The following is a 14,758-nucleotide window of genomic DNA, read 5'->3' on the forward strand; positions in this document are numbered from 1 at the left end:
TTCTTAAAAATCCACTTGTGTATTTGCTAATTTGAGGATGTAATTAGCATAGGTGTTTGATTTGTTTGGGAATTTGTAAGTGGATTGCTGCGCTTTTTTGTTGCGCATTCGAATCCACTTTTAATTGGAGAAGTGAATTGTGGAAAAGTTGCTGTCGGCCAGTGAGATCGCTGCACTAAAAATACCTGGGCTACCCACGACCAGGGCAGCTGTCAACGTTATGGCCAAGCGTGACGGCTGGGAGTTTGAGCTGGCCACCGGCATAGGAGGCACTAGGCGCCTTTACAGGCTACCAGCCAAGTACTTGCCTCCTTCAACCCAGGATTCTCAGCAAAGGCCTGCCGCACCCGTCGTTGGGACGATTGTGCGAGGTTCTTCCCAAGTGGATATGCACAAACTGGAACTTGCGATTAAAGCCGTGGACACATGGGAACAAACTAGGGATGCAAAAATTGATGCAGACCGGCGGCCGGCGGTGATCACAGTTCTCTATGAGTTCCTGGTTAAGTCGGAAGGAAGCGATGATGCCGCTATCGACGTTGTTCTGCGTGCACTAGGCTAGTGTGACAATTGGTTAGAATCTAAAAACAGCCATTTCGTTTCATTGCTAAAATTGTTGCTTTAAGGGAAGCAATTTTGCAATGAACATACGAAAAGATCAAAATTCCGCTTTAAATTTGCTGATGGGTATGATGGATAACGCTGTAGGCTACGGCGCCATGCAAGCCAAGAAGGCTTGGCTTACCTGCCTATCTGCAACTCAACGCAAGGCCAGCGCGAACGAGCCGCTTTACATGCCCGCTCGTTCTTTAGCGAAGAAGTACCGTAGAGGTGTCAAAAAAAGAGCAAAAGTCAGCACAATTCACTCAATTTTGAGCATTCCGTGCCAAAACGTTCTCAGTAAGGAAATTGGTCGCTATGCCGCATGGTTACTGGGTTTGCGGCCATTTCTCAACCCTTTGTCCCCGTGTCAAAACAAGCACTCCCCCACAGTTGATCGATGACCCGCGATCAGCGGCCTTTTCCGGAAATCGACTCAGCCGGACACGGGGCTGGCGTCACGGGCGCTCGGGGCGCAAATGATCTCACGAAATACTGTCGTCAGTTCAGGCCATCGTGGCTGCCACATGATCGAGCTCTTCGGTTCGAAACACGCTGGAATTAACAGAGCCCACAGGCATCCGCAGGCATCGCGCAGATTATTTTCTTAACGTGCCCGACGATAATCATAGAAAGTCAAGCGATTAAGCTGATCGAGGCGTGAGATCGATCACCAGCGCTTCCCCTGGGACTATAACTCTCCATGTTGCGCCTTACTTGGGTTTCTCACGACAGCCAGCCAGTAAGCCACACTTAAGGCGAGCATCAATGCGGCGGTGGCATAGACATAGTCTGCCCCGGTTTCTTTATAGTCGAGCACGATGACTTTTCTCGCGACAGCCATGAAGGCGGTCGACAGCATAATCTTGATATGGATCACATCTTCGCGCAGGTAGCTGACGATGTTGATGAATATCTCGATAGCGATTAGCACCGCCATGAACGTTCCGAAGGTAGCCAAGATGTCGCTGATGTTGAGCAACATGTACGGATGCGCGCTCATGCGCTCGTACAACTCATATATCACGTCCGCCACTCACCACCAAATCACCAGCATCATGAGAACAGACAGCGCGCGTACCGCCCAGCGGATGGATTCTCTCAGCCAACCGATAAAGGCATCGTCAAAATGAGCAGTTCGTTTGTCAGGCTCGTTCACGTGTTGGCTTTCGTAACGAATTGGCTGAACACTTGGGATCGCGTCTTCAGTTTTTATGACGTGATATGGGGTGACCCAGCTGCTTCTGGTTGGTACGTTGAATGCCCGGTCCTACCTCGCGCCACACCCGGCGAGTTCTGCATGGGCGCTCGTCAAGGACGTCGTTCGGTCAACCGATTTTACTGCGATTACAGCGCGATGCATTCATCAATCGAGGAATTTTGACGCTGGTTTGAGAAAGCTCATGATGCCGCTGCATGATATACGGTAACTGCAGGAGAAGTTTACGAGCAGCCTACCTTTCTGAAGAGAATAATTGAAATCCTTGTGTCGGTGGTTCGATTCCGCGCTGGACCACCAAGAATATTCAAACCGACGCGCCGATCTATGCGGATCGGCGTTGTTGTTTACACGGCGCAGGGCAGACATGCCCACCGCCGCACCACAACAATGCAGCCGGGCCCGCCATGGTGCATGACGCGCTCGCGCGCGCCAGAACAATGCGTCGCCGCACCGTCGCGGCGCCCGGAACCGCCGCAATTCCAATAGGCCCAACTATTGCTTGGTGATCGTAGGAAGTGTATCCGCACCGCGAAATACTTTACTGATCACATAATAATTTAAGGATAGGGAACAACATGGCATACCTGGCACCTTCAGAGTTCGTCACCAAAATGGTCGATGCGGGCGAGTCCAAGATTTACATGGCCACCCGCGATGCACTGATTCGCGCCTACATGGCTGGCGCCATCCTGGCGCTGTCGGCCGTGTTCGCCGTCCACTGCTCGGTGCAGACCGGCATCCCGCTGGTGGGCGCGATCCTGTTCCCGGTCGGCTTCTGCATGCTGTACCTGCTGGGCTTTGACCTGCTGACCGGCGTACTGGTCCTGACCCCGCTGGCCTGGCTCGACAAGCGCCCCGGCGTCACGCTGCGCGCCGTGTTCAAGCACTGGGGCGTCATCTTCGTCGGCAACTTCCTCGGCGCGCTGACGGTGGCCGTGCTGATGGCCATCGTGTTTACCAACGGCTTCCAGACCGAGCCGAGCAAGGTCGGCATGACCATCGCCGGCATCGGCGAGGCGCGCACGCTGGGCTACGCCAAATTCGGCGCCTACGGCATGCTGACCTTGTTCGTGCGCGGCATGCTGTGCAACTGGATGGTATCGACAGGCGTGGTCGGCGCCATGATCTCCACCTCCGTCAGCGGCAAGGTGATCGCCATGTGGATGCCCATCATGCTGTTCTTCGCCATGGCGTTCGAGCACTCGGTGGTCAATATGTTCCTGTTCCCGTCGGCCATGCTGATGGGCGGTCATTTCTCCATCCTCGATTACCTGATCTGGAACGAGATCCCGACCGTGCTGGGCAACCTGGTGGGCGGCCTGTCCTTCACCGGCCTCACCCTGTACACTACCCACGTCAAGACCTTGCCCAAGCGCGCGCTCAAGAAGGCAGCCTGAGCCTGCCGCATGCCGCGCGGGCCGGCGCCAACGCCGCCCGCGCGCATCCCCTTTCATGTCCAAGCAACTCACCATTTCCGCCGGCCAGTTCTCCTGCAAGGGACGCAAGGACGTCAACCAGGATTTTCACGGCATCTACCATGCCAGCGGCGCGCAACTGGGCCACAAGGGCATCGCCATCGCGCTGGCCGACGGCATCAGCGGCAGCGATGTCAGCCAGGTCGCCAGCCAGTTCGCCGTGACCGGCTTTCTGGACGACTACTACTGCACCTCCGACGCGTGGAGCGTCAAGACCGCGGCCGAACGGGTGCTGGCGGCCACCAATTCCTGGCTCTACGCGCAGACCCAGCAAGGGCGCGGCCGCTACGACAAGGACCAGGGCTATGTGTGCACGCTGAGCACCATGGTCATCAAGTCGGCCACGGCGCACATCTTCCATGTCGGCGACACCCGCATTTACCGCCTGCACGGCGCCACGCTGGAACAGCTGACGGTCGACCACCGCATCCAGGTCTCGCCCCAACAGAGTTACCTGAGCCGCGCACTGGGCGTGGACAGCCAGCTCGACATCGATTACCGCACCGTGCCCGTCGAAGCGGGCGACCTGTTCGTGCTGGCCACGGACGGCGTCTATGAATACGTCGACGGCGCCGCCATCGCCGCCGCCATCACCGCCACGCCGCAGCAGCTGGACCTGGCCGCGCAAGCCATCGTCGAAGAAGCCTACCGGCGCGGCAGCCCGGACAACCTGACCGTGCAGCTGGTGCGCATCGACGCGCTGCCCAGCCCCGAGGTCAACGAGCTGGTGCGGCGCTACGCCATGCTGCCCTTCCCGCCATTGCTGGAGCCCGGACAGATGTTCGACGGCTACAAGATCGTGCGCGAACTGCACGGCAGCAGCCGCAGCCACATCTACCTGGCGCACGACCCCGACAGCGGGCAGCACCTGGTCATCAAGGCGCCTGCCATCGACCTGCAGAACGATCCGGCCTATATCGAACGCTTCCTGATGGAGGAATGGGTGGCACGCCGCATCCACAGCCCGCACGTGCTCAAGCCGGTCGTGCTCGGCCGCACGCGCAACTTCCTCTATGTGCTGACCGAATTCATCGAGGGCCAGACCCTGGCGCAATGGCTGCAGGACCACCCCCGGCCCGGCTTGCCAATGGTGCGCGGCATCGTCGGCCAGGTGGCGAAAGGCTTGCGCGCCCTGCACCGGCTGGACATGGTGCACCAGGACCTGCGCCCGGAGAACATCATGATCGACGGCGCCGGCATGGTCACCATCATCGACCTGGGCGCCGCCAGCGTGGCCGGCATCAGCGAGTTTTGCGGCCCCGCCGAACAGGCCGGCTTGCCCGGCGCGCTGCAATGCACGGCGCCGGAATATTTCCTCGGCGAAGATGGCAGCGCGCGCTCTGACATCTATGCGCTGGGCGTGCTGGTCTACCAGATACTGACGGGAACACTGCCCTACGGCGTCGAGGTGCCCAAGGCCCGCACCCGCGCGGCCCAGCGCAAGCTGCGCTATGACCCGGCCCCGGAACGCAACCGCGACGTGCCGCCGTGGGTCGACGAGGCCATCAAGAAAGCGGTGCACCCGGACCCGCTGCGGCGCTACGACGACGTGGCCGAATTCCTGTACGACCTGGAGCAGCCGAACCGGGCCTTCCTCGGCCGCCAGCGCCTGCCATTGATCGAGCGCCACCCGCTGGCGTTCTGGAAAGGGATGTCGTTCGTGCTGGCCAGCGCACTGCTGCTGAGCCTGGCCTTCCGGGGACACTGACGCGCCCATCGTATGGTTCTGATAACATTAAGCGCCACCGACCATACGATCCAGCCAGCAACAGGAGAACACGCAGATGAGTGACCCGCAATATTTGCACGGAAGCTGCCTGTGCGGCGGCGTGGCCTACCGGGCCGCCCTGCCCGTGCGCGACGCCAGCCATTGCTACTGCACCATGTGCCAGAAACAGCATGGCGCGGCATCGGGCTCCTACGCCAACGTCGCCAGCGCCGGCTTTGCGATCGAGCGGGGCGCCGGACTGGTGACGGAATACGCCTCGTCCGACCATGGCCGGCGCGGCTTTTGCAGCGTGTGCGGCTCCACCCTGTTCTGGCGCAGCACCCAGGCGCCGGACCGCATCGCGATCACCCTGGGCACGCTGGAGCCGCCCTACGACGGCCCTGTCGAGCGTGAGCTCCATACGGACAACAAACCGGCCTGGCTGCCCAAGCGCTGACGGCGCCGCCTCGCTCATCATCCACCTCCCGGCGGCGGGGAAGTTCGCTTCCCCTGCCCGCATTTTAGTACCCCTCCTCTCAGCCCATCGGTTGACAACTGACCGCCAGTCATTAAACTAGCCATATTATGACCTTCAGTCATTTAACCGTGGAGAGTGGCGATGAGACAGGATCTGACCGGACAATGGGCATTGGTAACGGGCGCATCGAGCGGCTTCGGCGTGGATTTCGCGCGCCTGCTGGCGGCGCGCGGGGCGAAGCTGGTGCTGGTGGCACGGCGTGCTGAACCGATGCAGGCGCTGGCCCGCGAACTGGCCAGCCAGCACGGCACCGTGAGCGAGATTGAAAGCGTGGACCTGTCCCAGCCGGGCGCGGCCCACGCGCTCAAGGCCACGCTGGACGCGCGCGGCATCCGCATCGACATTCTGATCAACAACGCCGGCTATGGCTTGTGGGGCCCGTTCCTGGAGCAGCCGCTGGCCCGCACGCTCGACATGATGCAACTGAACATGGTGGCGCTGACCGAGCTCACCCACGCCTTCGCCAACGACATGGCGCAGCGCGGCCGTGGCAAGATCCTGCTGGTGTCGTCCATCGGCGCCTACCAGGCCACGCCGACCTATGCGGCCTATGCGGCCACCAAGGCTTACGTATTGCTGTTCGGCGAGGCGCTGCACGAAGAATTGAAGCGCAAGGGCGTCACCGTCACCGTGCTGTCGCCCGGCATTTCCGCCACCGGCTTCCTGGACGTGTCCGGCCAGCGCGCCACCCTGTACCAGCGCCTGCTGATGATGAAGAGCGCGGCCGTGGCGCACATCGGCCTGCGCGCGCTCGACCGGGGCCGCGCCTCCATCGTGCCGGGCTGGCTGAACGCACTCACGGTGCTGGGCAACCGCCTCATGCCGCGCATGGCGCAACGCCGTGTCGCCTACCAGTTGATGAAGAACTGAGACACGACCGATTCGTTGTAGAATCCGGAGCCATTTAACGCTAAGGAAACCCATGGGACGCCCCGTCCTGACCGAGCAACACCGGGAGCAGCGCCGCCGCGTGCTGCTCGACGCCGCCCACCAGCTCTACCGCGAGCGCAACGCCCTGCCGCCCGTGGCCGATATCGCCAGCGCGGCGGGCCTGGCCAAGGGCACGGTCTACCTGTATTTCCGCACCAAGGAAGAAATCTTCGTCGCCCTGCTGGAAGACAGCTTCGCGCAATTGTTCGCGGCGCTGGCGCCGCTGCTGACGGCGCTGGACATGGACCAGCCCGGCACGGCGGCCCGCTTCGCGCGGGCTTACACGCAACTGGTGCGCGACAGCGGCGACCTGCTGCAACTGGCCGCGCTGGGCAACACCGTGCTGGAAAAGAACCTGCCGCTGGAAGCCATGCAGCGCTTCAAGCTGAACCTGGCGCAAGGGATGACGCAGGCCGGCGCCCTGCTGGAACGCGGCACGCGCGCGCCCGGCTGGGGCGCCACCCTGCTGCTGCAAACCTATGCGCTGACCCTGGGGCTGTGGCAGGCGCTCGACTTTCCCGACGCGCTGCGCCCGCTGTTACAGCAACCGGCGCTGCAAGTGCTGCAACGGGATTTTCATACCGAACTGGAAGCGGCCATCGAGCGGCTGTGGTCGGCCGCGTTCAACTGACCGCGCCAGCCCGTCACCACATCAGATCGTCGGGAATCTGGAAGGCGGCGTAAGGATCGTCCTCATCGACGGCCGTGCTGCTCTTGCTGACACGCACCACCAGCGACGCGTCGCGCTCGGCGATCTTGTCGGCGATCACGCGCGGCACCAGCTCCACCGCATCGCCCAGGCACACGATCACCAGACGGCCCGCCACCAGGTGCTCACGGACGTCGGCCGACACGTAGATGCGCTCGATCTTGCTGCCATGGGTGAAGTTGTAGGCGATGTCGCCCTTGCCCTTGTTCTGGCGGTTCTTCTGCACCATCTGCACGATCTGTGCGTAGATGGCCTTCTGCGTGGCCGCCTCGTCGCGCTGCGCGTTCAGTTCGCGCGCACGCTCCGCGTTCTTGCGCTGGATTTCCAGCGCGGCCAGGCGCGCCTCGTCCACGCTCTGCGTGCCCGTGCGGCGCTCCTCTTTCTTCTGCTTGCTCTTGTCCTGGTTGACCTTCTTGACCTTGTTCTTGTCGACCAGGCCGGCCTTTAACAACTGCTCCTGCAAGGAAACCATGCTTACCACTCCGTCTATGGGAACGCCAGCCGGACCCAAACGCCGGCCGGCGCAAAGGCGCTAGCATAGCAAACTGGCGCTAGCCCAGCTCAAACGTCGTGATGCCGTACTGGCGCGCCATGTCCATGGCCGGCTGGCCTTTGGTGTACATGCGCGCCGTTTCGAAGCAGGGCCGCAGCTGGTGGCGCGCGGCCAGCGACATGGCGGCCGGGTTGGCCTCGGGCACGTCGAGATACACGGGCGCGCCCGGCGTCACCTGGCCCAGCAGATTGAGGAACAAGGTCTCGGCCTGCACCGCCGTGTCGGCGAACAGGGGGCCGATCTTGTAGCCGTTGCGGCACGGCCGCAGCACGGCATAGGCGGCCACGCCCGGCCCGCCCGCTGCGCCCGGAATGCCGACGGCGATGCAGTCCGGCTGCGTAATCCAGCATTGCAGAAAACGGCTGCGTTGCTCCGGGAAGCAGGCGCGGTCATACTGGTGCACCGCGTCAATCGGGAGCGACGCCAGCGGCACGGCCTCATTGTCCACGCCGGGCCGGCCATACGCCTCGTAGCGGATATTGCGGTGGGCCAACTGGAAGCCGGACTTGGTGTAATTGCCCTGCTGCGCCAGCACGCCGTCCAGGCCCACGTTGCGCCCCGCCAGCCGCGCCATACCGGCCCGCCACAGGGCCATGCCGTGTCCCCGCCCGCGCCATGCGGGCCGCACGATGTAGCCGCCGATGAAGCCGAAGGTGGTGCCGTATTGAATCGCGAAAATGCTGGCGACTGGCTCGCCGTTCACCACGCCCAGCAGGAAGCCGCCCGGATCGGCCGCATGAAAGCAGGCGGCGTCGTTGAGGCCAGGATTCCAGCCTTCATCGGCCGCCCAGTCCAGCACGGTGTCCAGCTCCTGCGCGTGCATGGGACGGATCAACATGGGTTCGGGCGTCATCCTGCGCTCCTGTGGCGTGCATCACTCAAGTCCTCACTGTAGGCCAATTCACGCTGCGGCGCTATGGCCGCACGCCCTCATCACAGTCCGCCCGGCCACACGCCTTGACATTGGCCCCCGGCGAACTAGGCTGATCTGATCGGACACTCCCGACACGACCATCCGCGACTGTCGCGGGGCGGACGACGATCAGGAGAGACGCCATGAATGCACAACAGAACAAGCAACTGGTGATGCAAGGCTACCAGCTGTTCCAGAGCGGCGACATCCGCAAGCTGATGGAGCTGTACCACGACGACGCGGAATGGATCAGTCCCGATTCCGAATACACGCCCTATGCCGGCAGCTACCACGGCAAGCAAGGCATCGCCCAATTCTTCGCCAGGCTGGACGCGGCGGTCCAGACCATCTATTTCCAGCCGCGCCAGTTCATCGCCGAGGGCGACACGGTGGTCGTCACCGGCGACGCCACCTGGATCGCCAAGCCCACCGGGCGCCGGTTCGACAACCCCTGGGTCCACGTGTTCAGCCTGAAGGACGGCAAGGTGGCCCGCTTCCGTGCCTATTGGGACACGGCGCCTGGCGACCGCGCCTTCCATCCCGAACTGACGGGCGCCGCCGCCAGCATGCCGCTGCACCACTGACGGCAACGCGCGCCACTACCGGCGCCGGCGCGGGCCACCACGGTCCGCCCGGCGCCGCGTCCGTCCTGGCCCCGATCGCCCGGCCCCCGCCTTGGGCCCTGGCCGTTTCGCCGCACCCCGCACGCTGAAGACGCCCACCTGCTACACTGCCCGTGCCGCGCGCGCACTGGCCGCGCATGGCGCACTGACTTAGTCCACGCCTTCAGGAACCTCACCATGTTGAATTTCGAGTATTACAACCCCACCAAAATCGTGTTCGGCGCCGGCACCACGGCCACCCTGTCGCGGCTGGTGCCGGAAACGGCCCGCGTGTTGCTGCTGTACGGCGGCGCCAGCGCTGAAAAAACGGGCACGCTGGCCGACGTGCGGGCCGCGCTGGCCGGGCGCGTGGTGCATGAATTCGGCGGCATCGAACCCAATCCCAGCTTCGAGACGCTGCAAGGCGCGATCGCCCAGGTACGGGCCGAACGGCTCGACTACCTGCTGGCCGTAGGCGGCGGTTCCGTCATCGACGGCACCAAGTTCGTGGCCGCCGCCGCCGTGTACGACGGCGACGCCTGGGACGTGGCCAGCAGCCGCGGCGCCGTGGTCCAGCGCGCGCTGCCGTTCGGCGCCGTGCTGACGCTGCCGGCCACCGGCTCGGAAATGAACAACGGCGCCGTCGTCACGCGCAAGGCGACCCACACCAAGCAGCCATTCCGCAGCGAACACCTGTTCCCCAAGTTCTCCATCCTGGACCCGACCCGCAGCTACACCCTGCCCGTGAAGCAAGTGGCCAACGGCCTGGTGGACGCCTTCGTCCACACCACGGAGCAGTACCTGACCTACCCGGCGCAAGCGCTGCCGCAGGACCGTTTCGCCGAAGGCTTGCTGCAAACGCTGGTGGAGATCGCGCCGCGCGCGCTGGCCGCGCCCGACGACTACGACACCCGCAGCAACCTGATGTGGGCCGCCTCGCTGGCCCTGAACGGCCTGATCGGCGCCGGCGTGCCGCAGGACTGGGCCACCCACATGATCGGCCACGAACTGACGGCGCTCTACAACATCGACCACGCCCGCACCTTGGCCATCGTGCTGCCGGCCCTGCTGCACGTGCGGCGCGACAGCAAGCGCGACAAGCTGCTGCAGTACGGCGCGCGCGTGTGGGGCATCACGGCCGGCAGCGAGGAGGAGCGCATCGACGCCGCCATCGAGCGCACCCGCACCTTCTTCGAAAGCGTGGGCATCCCCACCCGGTTGGCTGACTACGGCCTGGGCCAGGAGGCGGTGGAAGCCGTGCTGGCCCAGCTGGAAGCGCACGGCATGAGCAAGCTCGGTGAACGGCGCGACGTCACGCTGGAAGTCAGCCGCGCCATCCTGCAGCACGCCCTGTGAAAACGGGAACGTAAAAAACGGGGACGTAACACGATTTATCCTCAAAGCAAAATCGGGGACGTAACACGGTTTTTCTCTCAGGGAAAACCGCGTTACGTCCCCGATTTTTGTGCGGGGCAATATAAGTTGTTCGTCGGTTAGATTGACTGCCGCACGGCAGGCTGCAATACTGAAATGGACGCGCATATGGCAAGTCGTATGCAAGTCGATGCCCCCACCAGTGCCATGGAGACTGGCGCGGTGGGGCAGATTGTTGCTTCCTGCCCGCGTGCCATGACAGAACTACGCGCCTCGCTCAAAAGTAAGCACAAGTTTTCGCTCAACTGGAGCTATCTGAACGCGATCGCCAACGGCGTGTCGGCGATCGACCTGGGCGCCCTGGCCTTGCGCAACCTGCATGACGCGCGCCAGTTCGTGCGCGAATACGGCTTCGACCTGGACCAGCCGGCCGCCCCGGCCCACATCGCCCGCGTGCATCGCGAGGCGGTCGATTTCATCATCCACACCTTCCTCGAACCGAGCCAGGCCCAGCTGATTCCGGCCGCCGTGGCCGCGCCCGACGATCCGCTGCAACTGCTGGTGTACGCTTCCATGCGGGGCCAACATTCGGACTTGCTGCGCATGTGGTCGTGCGCCGTGCTCAAGGTCATGCACGGCATTTTCTACCTCGAGAACAACCTCAAGCTGCGCCACTTTTCCACCATCCGCGAGCAGGTGTTTGCCAGCCTGGACGAGGTGATCCATTGCGACGACAGCGGTCACCACTTCCTCACGGACGGCGAAGTGTGCCTGCCGCTGCTGCAGTTCGAGCGCAAGAACAACAAGGGCCGCCACAGCATCCTGCTCAAGCTGCTCCAGAAAGCCGGCTACCTGGCGGCCGACATCTATGACCACCTGGGCGTGCGGCTGATCTTCAACACCCGCTTCGAATGCCTGCTCGCGCTGCGCACCTTGCAGCGCGCCCACCTGCTGTCGGTCACCAACGTGGACGCCCAGCGCACCCGCAACACCCTGCTCGACCTGGAGGCGGCCAAGCAAGTGTTCAGCAAGTACCGTGCCGTGCTCGAGCACAGCGACGGCTACCCGGAACAGCTGTTGCAGCGCATGGACGAGGAAATGGCACAACTGGCCAAGCCGCAGACGCGCAGCGACAACCCGCACAGTGGCGCCGGCTTCAACAGCATCCAGGTCACGGTGCGCAAGATGATCCATTTGCAGCCGGACCCGGGCGCCGACATCGGCAATTACGATGTAGGGTTCTTCTTCGAATACGAGATCCAGCTGATGGACAAGGCCAGCCACGAGCGCAGCCTGAGCGGCCCGGCCAGCCACGAGGCGTACAAGCGGCGCCAGGTGGAAACGGCCCGCCTGCGCGTGCTGGGACGGGCCTTGCACGACTGGATCGCGGCCTGCCAGCCGCCGCTGGCCGCCACGGCGCCCGAAGCCAGCCCGGTGGCCGCCGGCTCCGCCCCCATCACCGCCCTGGCACATTGACGCGCGGCGCGCAGCGCCGGTGTGATCAAATTGCTACATGCAGGATCGCCGCAGCATTCGTTGCTGCATCGCACCATGCTAGAATCGTTGCATTCCCATCCACTCATGGACCAGCAGATGAAACGTGTGATCTTCAATCAGAAAGGCGGCGTCGGTAAATCGACCATTGCGGTGAACCTGGCCGCCATCGCGGCACACCAGGGCAAGCGAACCTTGCTGATCGACATAGATCCACAGTGCAATGCCAGCCGCTACCTGCTGGGCCAGGCGGCCGACGACGTGGCGCCCACCATGGGCGCCTATTTCGAGCAGCTGCTGAGTTTTTCCATGTTCGCCAAGGCGGCCAGCCAGTACGTGCACGAAACGCCGTTCGAGAACCTGTCCGTGATGGTGGCCCATCCGGAACTGGGCGACTTGCAATCGAAGCTGGAATCGCGCCACAAAATCTACAAGCTGCGCGACACGCTCAACGAACTGAGCAAGGACTTCGATGAAATCTTCGTCGACACGCCACCGGCCTACAACTTCTTCACCCAGTCGGCCCTGATCGCGGCCGACAGCTGTCTGATCCCGTTCGACTGCGACGACTTCTCGCGCCAGGCCTTGTACACGCTGATCAACAACGTGGCCGAGATCAAGGCCGACCACAATCCGGGGCTGGAGATCGAAGGCATCGTCGTCAACCAGTTCCAGCCGCGCGCCCTGCTGCCGCAGCGCCTCGTGGACGAACTCAAGGAGGAAGGCTTGCCGGTGCTGGACAACAAGCTGTCGAGCTCGATCCGCATCCGCGAATCGCACGACCGCAACCTGCCCATGATCCACCTGGACGCGCGCCACAAGCTGAGCCAGGAATTCCTGGCCCTGTACGAGGAATTGCAGGCGGCGTGACGCGCCAGGAACGCGCTAGGGGCGCAGTTCCTGCAAGATGCGCGCCGCCGCGCGTTCGGCCTCCGCCTCGGCGGCGGCCCGGTCCGCCAACGTCAGTTCCACCGACACGCGCCGCTTGGGATAGATGGTATGCATGTGCATGGGGTTATTCGACGGTGCGTTGATGCACACATAGGCGCCCCACAGCTTGGTCCCCTCCAGCAATTCCCCCGTGCACTCGACTTCATAGCCATCAATGTTTTTGAAGGGCATAGTCATTCTCCCGGAAGTGTCAGGCGCGGCCACTGGCCACGACACCGTCCATGCGCCACAGCGCCGCTCAGCGCAAGGTTTCGTTAACCACAGCATACCGCGCCGGCGGCCCGAAAGTCATCCGCGCGTCGGCCTGGCCATCAGCGCCGGAAACTCGGCGATGAAGGCGTCGCGCGCCAGCACGCCGGCCGGCACTTCTTGCGGATCGGTTTTCTCTTTACGGATCAGGCGCGCGAACGTGACCGTGCGAGCGCCCTTGGCGGCCCAGCCGACATACCAGCCATAGCCGGACGCGGCGCCATATTTGCCATGGATGTCCCAGCCGTCGGGCGCTATCTCGTAGTGCGTGATGGCGGCCGTCATGTCGTAGGCGTGCTGGCTCACGCCCAACTGGCGGTTCACCAGCTTGCGCAAGAACGCCAGTTGCTCCAGCGGCGAAATGCGCAGCGACGAGCCGATCCAGGACATGGTCAAGCCATCGTTTTCCGCATCGCCCGTGACGTCGGCATTCCCGTACTGGAACTGCCTGACGTAGGCGGCGAAACGGTCCTTGCCCAGCGCCGTGGTGATCTGCTGCGAATACCAGACCACGGAATCGCGCATCCACTTGGTCGGCTCGGTCGGGTGCAACCACGACGCGCGCCAGTCGACATAGCCTTTGCGGTAGGGCAGCACGGGATGCAGTTCGTCCTGCAGGAAGCCGGCGTCATAGCCCATCAGGCTGATGGCGAGCTTGAACGTGGAGGCCGGCGTCACGCGCTCCTGGCAGGCGCCACGTTCGAGCACGACATCGCCACGCTCGACGTTCGCGATCGCGGTACAGATTTCCGCCGCGTTGGCCGCGCAGATGACAGACCAGGAACAGGCGGCCAGCGCCGCGACTTTCAGCAATCTCATTGAATTCCTACTAAACAGTGTGCAGGGACCGGCCCGCGCCATGCGGCACCGCGGCGCGGGTGGCCACAGGTAAGGCTGGCCAATGCGGCCGGCCTCACGCCGCGCGGCGCATAGGCGTGGCGGGCCGCGCCAGCCGGAAGAACACGTCCTGGTCGTCGGCCAGTTCGCGCGTCCAGCCTTGCGTGGCATAGAAGCGCTCGGCCCGCGTGCCGGCGCCGGTGCTCAGGCGCACCTGGTCCGCGCCCAGCGCGAACAGCCAGTCAACGGCCAGCCGCAGCAAGGCCTTGGCATAGCCCCGGCCCTCGTGTCCCGGCGCGATGAACAGGGCCCAGATGGAGCAGTCCGTTTTGTCGGCGTAGCAGAATCCGACGACGGCCCCGTCCATTTCCACCACCCAGCCGCGGCCCAGCGCTGCCAGGTAATCGCGATACATCCGCTCCGTGATGCGGGCCGGGTTGGACAGGGCATTTTCAGTCACGCTCAGGCGTATGGCCGACATGGCGGCGATGTCGGCCGCACGGGCCTGGCGGAATAGCGGTGTGGCTGCGTCGGTCACGTGATCATCTGCTCCGTTTGCGGCCGCACGCGGCCAGGGGCGCACAGGATAGCATCTTGATCAAT

18 protein-coding genes are annotated in these 14,758 nt (G+C 63.4%); 11 read left to right on the forward strand and 7 right to left on the reverse strand.

Annotated elements, in window-relative coordinates:
• Nucleotides 1-139 precede the first annotated feature (139 nt).
• Together H3H36_RS10880 and H3H36_RS10885 are read left to right on the forward strand one after the other, a co-directional pair.
• On the forward strand, nucleotides 140-562 hold the full coding sequence (locus tag H3H36_RS10880) for a DNA-binding protein (protein ID WP_182217289.1): 423 nt from the start codon (nucleotides 140-142) through the stop codon (nucleotides 560-562).
• A 79-nt stretch (nucleotides 563-641) separates the two neighbouring features.
• Nucleotides 642-1,004 carry a hypothetical protein gene (locus H3H36_RS10885; RefSeq protein ID WP_182217292.1) on the forward strand — a complete coding sequence of 121 codons (363 nt, stop codon included), beginning with the start codon at nucleotides 642-644 and terminating at the stop codon, nucleotides 1,002-1,004.
• A gap of 287 nt (nucleotides 1,005-1,291) precedes the next feature.
• Here H3H36_RS10885 and H3H36_RS10890 read toward each other — a convergent pair whose 3' ends face one another.
• Together H3H36_RS10890 and H3H36_RS27325 are read right to left on the reverse strand one after the other, a co-directional pair.
• On the reverse strand, nucleotides 1,292-1,636 hold the full coding sequence (locus tag H3H36_RS10890) for a phosphate-starvation-inducible PsiE family protein (RefSeq protein WP_311196623.1): 345 nt from the start codon (nucleotides 1,634-1,636) through the stop codon (nucleotides 1,292-1,294).
• Nucleotides 1,637-1,759 (reverse strand): hypothetical protein, encoded by a 123-nt coding sequence (locus H3H36_RS27325; RefSeq protein WP_255461829.1) that lies wholly within the window; start codon nucleotides 1,757-1,759, stop codon nucleotides 1,637-1,639.
• 638 nt (nucleotides 1,760-2,397) lie between these two features.
• Here H3H36_RS27325 and H3H36_RS10895 point away from each other — a divergent pair.
• The 5 genes from H3H36_RS10895 to H3H36_RS10915 all read left to right on the forward strand — a co-directional run bounded on the left by H3H36_RS10895 (nucleotide 2,398) and on the right by H3H36_RS10915 (nucleotide 7,104).
• Nucleotides 2,398-3,219: a formate/nitrite transporter family protein gene (locus H3H36_RS10895; RefSeq protein WP_182217294.1), complete on the forward strand. Its 822-nt coding sequence runs from the start codon at nucleotides 2,398-2,400 to the stop codon at nucleotides 3,217-3,219.
• Between the two features lie 55 nt (nucleotides 3,220-3,274).
• Nucleotides 3,275-5,005, forward strand: coding sequence for a bifunctional protein-serine/threonine kinase/phosphatase (locus tag H3H36_RS10900; protein WP_182217296.1), 1,731 nt, complete (start codon nucleotides 3,275-3,277; stop codon nucleotides 5,003-5,005).
• Nucleotides 5,006-5,081: 76 nt separating this feature from the next.
• Nucleotides 5,082-5,462 (forward strand): GFA family protein, encoded by a 381-nt coding sequence (locus tag H3H36_RS10905; protein WP_182217299.1) that lies wholly within the window; start codon nucleotides 5,082-5,084, stop codon nucleotides 5,460-5,462.
• A gap of 162 nt (nucleotides 5,463-5,624) precedes the next feature.
• Complete coding sequence (locus H3H36_RS10910) at nucleotides 5,625-6,413, forward strand: SDR family NAD(P)-dependent oxidoreductase (RefSeq protein WP_182217301.1); 789 nt, start codon at nucleotides 5,625-5,627, stop codon at nucleotides 6,411-6,413.
• A gap of 52 nt (nucleotides 6,414-6,465) precedes the next feature.
• Entirely contained in the window at nucleotides 6,466-7,104 is a 639-nt protein-coding gene (locus tag H3H36_RS10915; RefSeq protein WP_182217304.1) for a TetR/AcrR family transcriptional regulator, read from the forward strand.
• Nucleotides 7,105-7,117: 13 nt separating this feature from the next.
• Here the strand turns inward: H3H36_RS10915 and H3H36_RS10920 are convergent, their stop codons facing one another.
• Together H3H36_RS10920 and H3H36_RS10925 are read right to left on the reverse strand one after the other, a co-directional pair.
• Nucleotides 7,118-7,654: a DUF2058 domain-containing protein gene (locus tag H3H36_RS10920; RefSeq protein WP_182217306.1), complete on the reverse strand. Its 537-nt coding sequence runs from the start codon at nucleotides 7,652-7,654 to the stop codon at nucleotides 7,118-7,120.
• Nucleotides 7,655-7,733: 79 nt separating this feature from the next.
• Nucleotides 7,734-8,588 carry a GNAT family N-acetyltransferase gene (locus H3H36_RS10925; RefSeq protein ID WP_182217309.1) on the reverse strand — a complete coding sequence of 285 codons (855 nt, stop codon included), beginning with the start codon at nucleotides 8,586-8,588 and terminating at the stop codon, nucleotides 7,734-7,736.
• 203 nt (nucleotides 8,589-8,791) lie between these two features.
• Between H3H36_RS10925 and H3H36_RS10930 the strand changes: the two genes are divergently transcribed.
• From H3H36_RS10930 to H3H36_RS10945, 4 genes are all read left to right on the forward strand, one after another.
• Nucleotides 8,792-9,232 carry a nuclear transport factor 2 family protein gene (locus H3H36_RS10930; RefSeq protein ID WP_182217311.1) on the forward strand — a complete coding sequence of 147 codons (441 nt, stop codon included), beginning with the start codon at nucleotides 8,792-8,794 and terminating at the stop codon, nucleotides 9,230-9,232.
• 216 nt (nucleotides 9,233-9,448) lie between these two features.
• Nucleotides 9,449-10,606 (forward strand): iron-containing alcohol dehydrogenase, encoded by a 1,158-nt coding sequence (locus H3H36_RS10935; protein WP_182217313.1) that lies wholly within the window; start codon nucleotides 9,449-9,451, stop codon nucleotides 10,604-10,606.
• 273 nt (nucleotides 10,607-10,879) lie between these two features.
• Nucleotides 10,880-12,100, forward strand: a complete 1,221-nt coding sequence (locus H3H36_RS10940) for a TIGR04552 family protein (RefSeq protein WP_182217316.1) — start codon at nucleotides 10,880-10,882, stop codon at nucleotides 12,098-12,100.
• Nucleotides 12,101-12,217: 117 nt separating this feature from the next.
• Entirely contained in the window at nucleotides 12,218-12,988 is a 771-nt protein-coding gene (locus H3H36_RS10945) for a ParA family protein (RefSeq protein ID WP_182217319.1), read from the forward strand.
• 15 nt (nucleotides 12,989-13,003) lie between these two features.
• On the opposite strand, the gene H3H36_RS10950 is transcribed toward H3H36_RS10945, so the two are convergent.
• From H3H36_RS10950 to H3H36_RS10960, 3 genes are all read right to left on the reverse strand, one after another.
• Nucleotides 13,004-13,240 carry a hypothetical protein gene (locus tag H3H36_RS10950; RefSeq protein ID WP_182217321.1) on the reverse strand — a complete coding sequence of 79 codons (237 nt, stop codon included), beginning with the start codon at nucleotides 13,238-13,240 and terminating at the stop codon, nucleotides 13,004-13,006.
• Nucleotides 13,241-13,357: 117 nt separating this feature from the next.
• Entirely contained in the window at nucleotides 13,358-14,137 is a 780-nt protein-coding gene (gene blaOXA, locus H3H36_RS10955; protein ID WP_182217323.1) for a class D beta-lactamase, read from the reverse strand.
• 94 nt (nucleotides 14,138-14,231) lie between these two features.
• Nucleotides 14,232-14,693, reverse strand: a complete 462-nt coding sequence (locus H3H36_RS10960) for a GNAT family N-acetyltransferase (RefSeq protein WP_311196624.1) — start codon at nucleotides 14,691-14,693, stop codon at nucleotides 14,232-14,234.
• Nucleotides 14,694-14,758: the final 65 nt, after the last annotated feature.

Source organism: Rugamonas fusca, from assembly GCF_014042365.1.
GTDB classification, from domain to species: Bacteria; Pseudomonadota; Gammaproteobacteria; order Burkholderiales; family Burkholderiaceae_D; genus Rugamonas; species Rugamonas fusca.

Coding starts and splice junctions, on each gene's coding strand:
- H3H36_RS10885 (WP_182217292.1), top strand. CDS start 642: ATGAACATACGAAAAGATCAAAATTCCGCTTTAAATTTGCTGATGGGT.
- H3H36_RS10895 (WP_182217294.1), top strand. CDS start 2,398: ATGGCATACCTGGCACCTTCAGAGTTCGTCACCAAAATGGTCGATGCG.
- H3H36_RS10900 (WP_182217296.1), top strand. CDS start 3,275: ATGTCCAAGCAACTCACCATTTCCGCCGGCCAGTTCTCCTGCAAGGGA.
- H3H36_RS10905 (WP_182217299.1), top strand. CDS start 5,082: ATGAGTGACCCGCAATATTTGCACGGAAGCTGCCTGTGCGGCGGCGTG.
- H3H36_RS10910 (WP_182217301.1), top strand. CDS start 5,625: ATGAGACAGGATCTGACCGGACAATGGGCATTGGTAACGGGCGCATCG.
- H3H36_RS10915 (WP_182217304.1), top strand. CDS start 6,466: ATGGGACGCCCCGTCCTGACCGAGCAACACCGGGAGCAGCGCCGCCGC.
- H3H36_RS10920 (WP_182217306.1), bottom strand. CDS start 7,654: ATGGTTTCCTTGCAGGAGCAGTTGTTAAAGGCCGGCCTGGTCGACAAG.
- H3H36_RS10925 (WP_182217309.1), bottom strand. CDS start 8,588: ATGACGCCCGAACCCATGTTGATCCGTCCCATGCACGCGCAGGAGCTG.
- H3H36_RS10930 (WP_182217311.1), top strand. CDS start 8,792: ATGAATGCACAACAGAACAAGCAACTGGTGATGCAAGGCTACCAGCTG.
- H3H36_RS10935 (WP_182217313.1), top strand. CDS start 9,449: ATGTTGAATTTCGAGTATTACAACCCCACCAAAATCGTGTTCGGCGCC.
- H3H36_RS10940 (WP_182217316.1), top strand. CDS start 10,880: ATGACAGAACTACGCGCCTCGCTCAAAAGTAAGCACAAGTTTTCGCTC.
- H3H36_RS10945 (WP_182217319.1), top strand. CDS start 12,218: ATGAAACGTGTGATCTTCAATCAGAAAGGCGGCGTCGGTAAATCGACC.
- H3H36_RS10950 (WP_182217321.1), bottom strand. CDS start 13,240: ATGCCCTTCAAAAACATTGATGGCTATGAAGTCGAGTGCACGGGGGAA.
- blaOXA (WP_182217323.1), bottom strand. CDS start 14,137: ATGAGATTGCTGAAAGTCGCGGCGCTGGCCGCCTGTTCCTGGTCTGTC.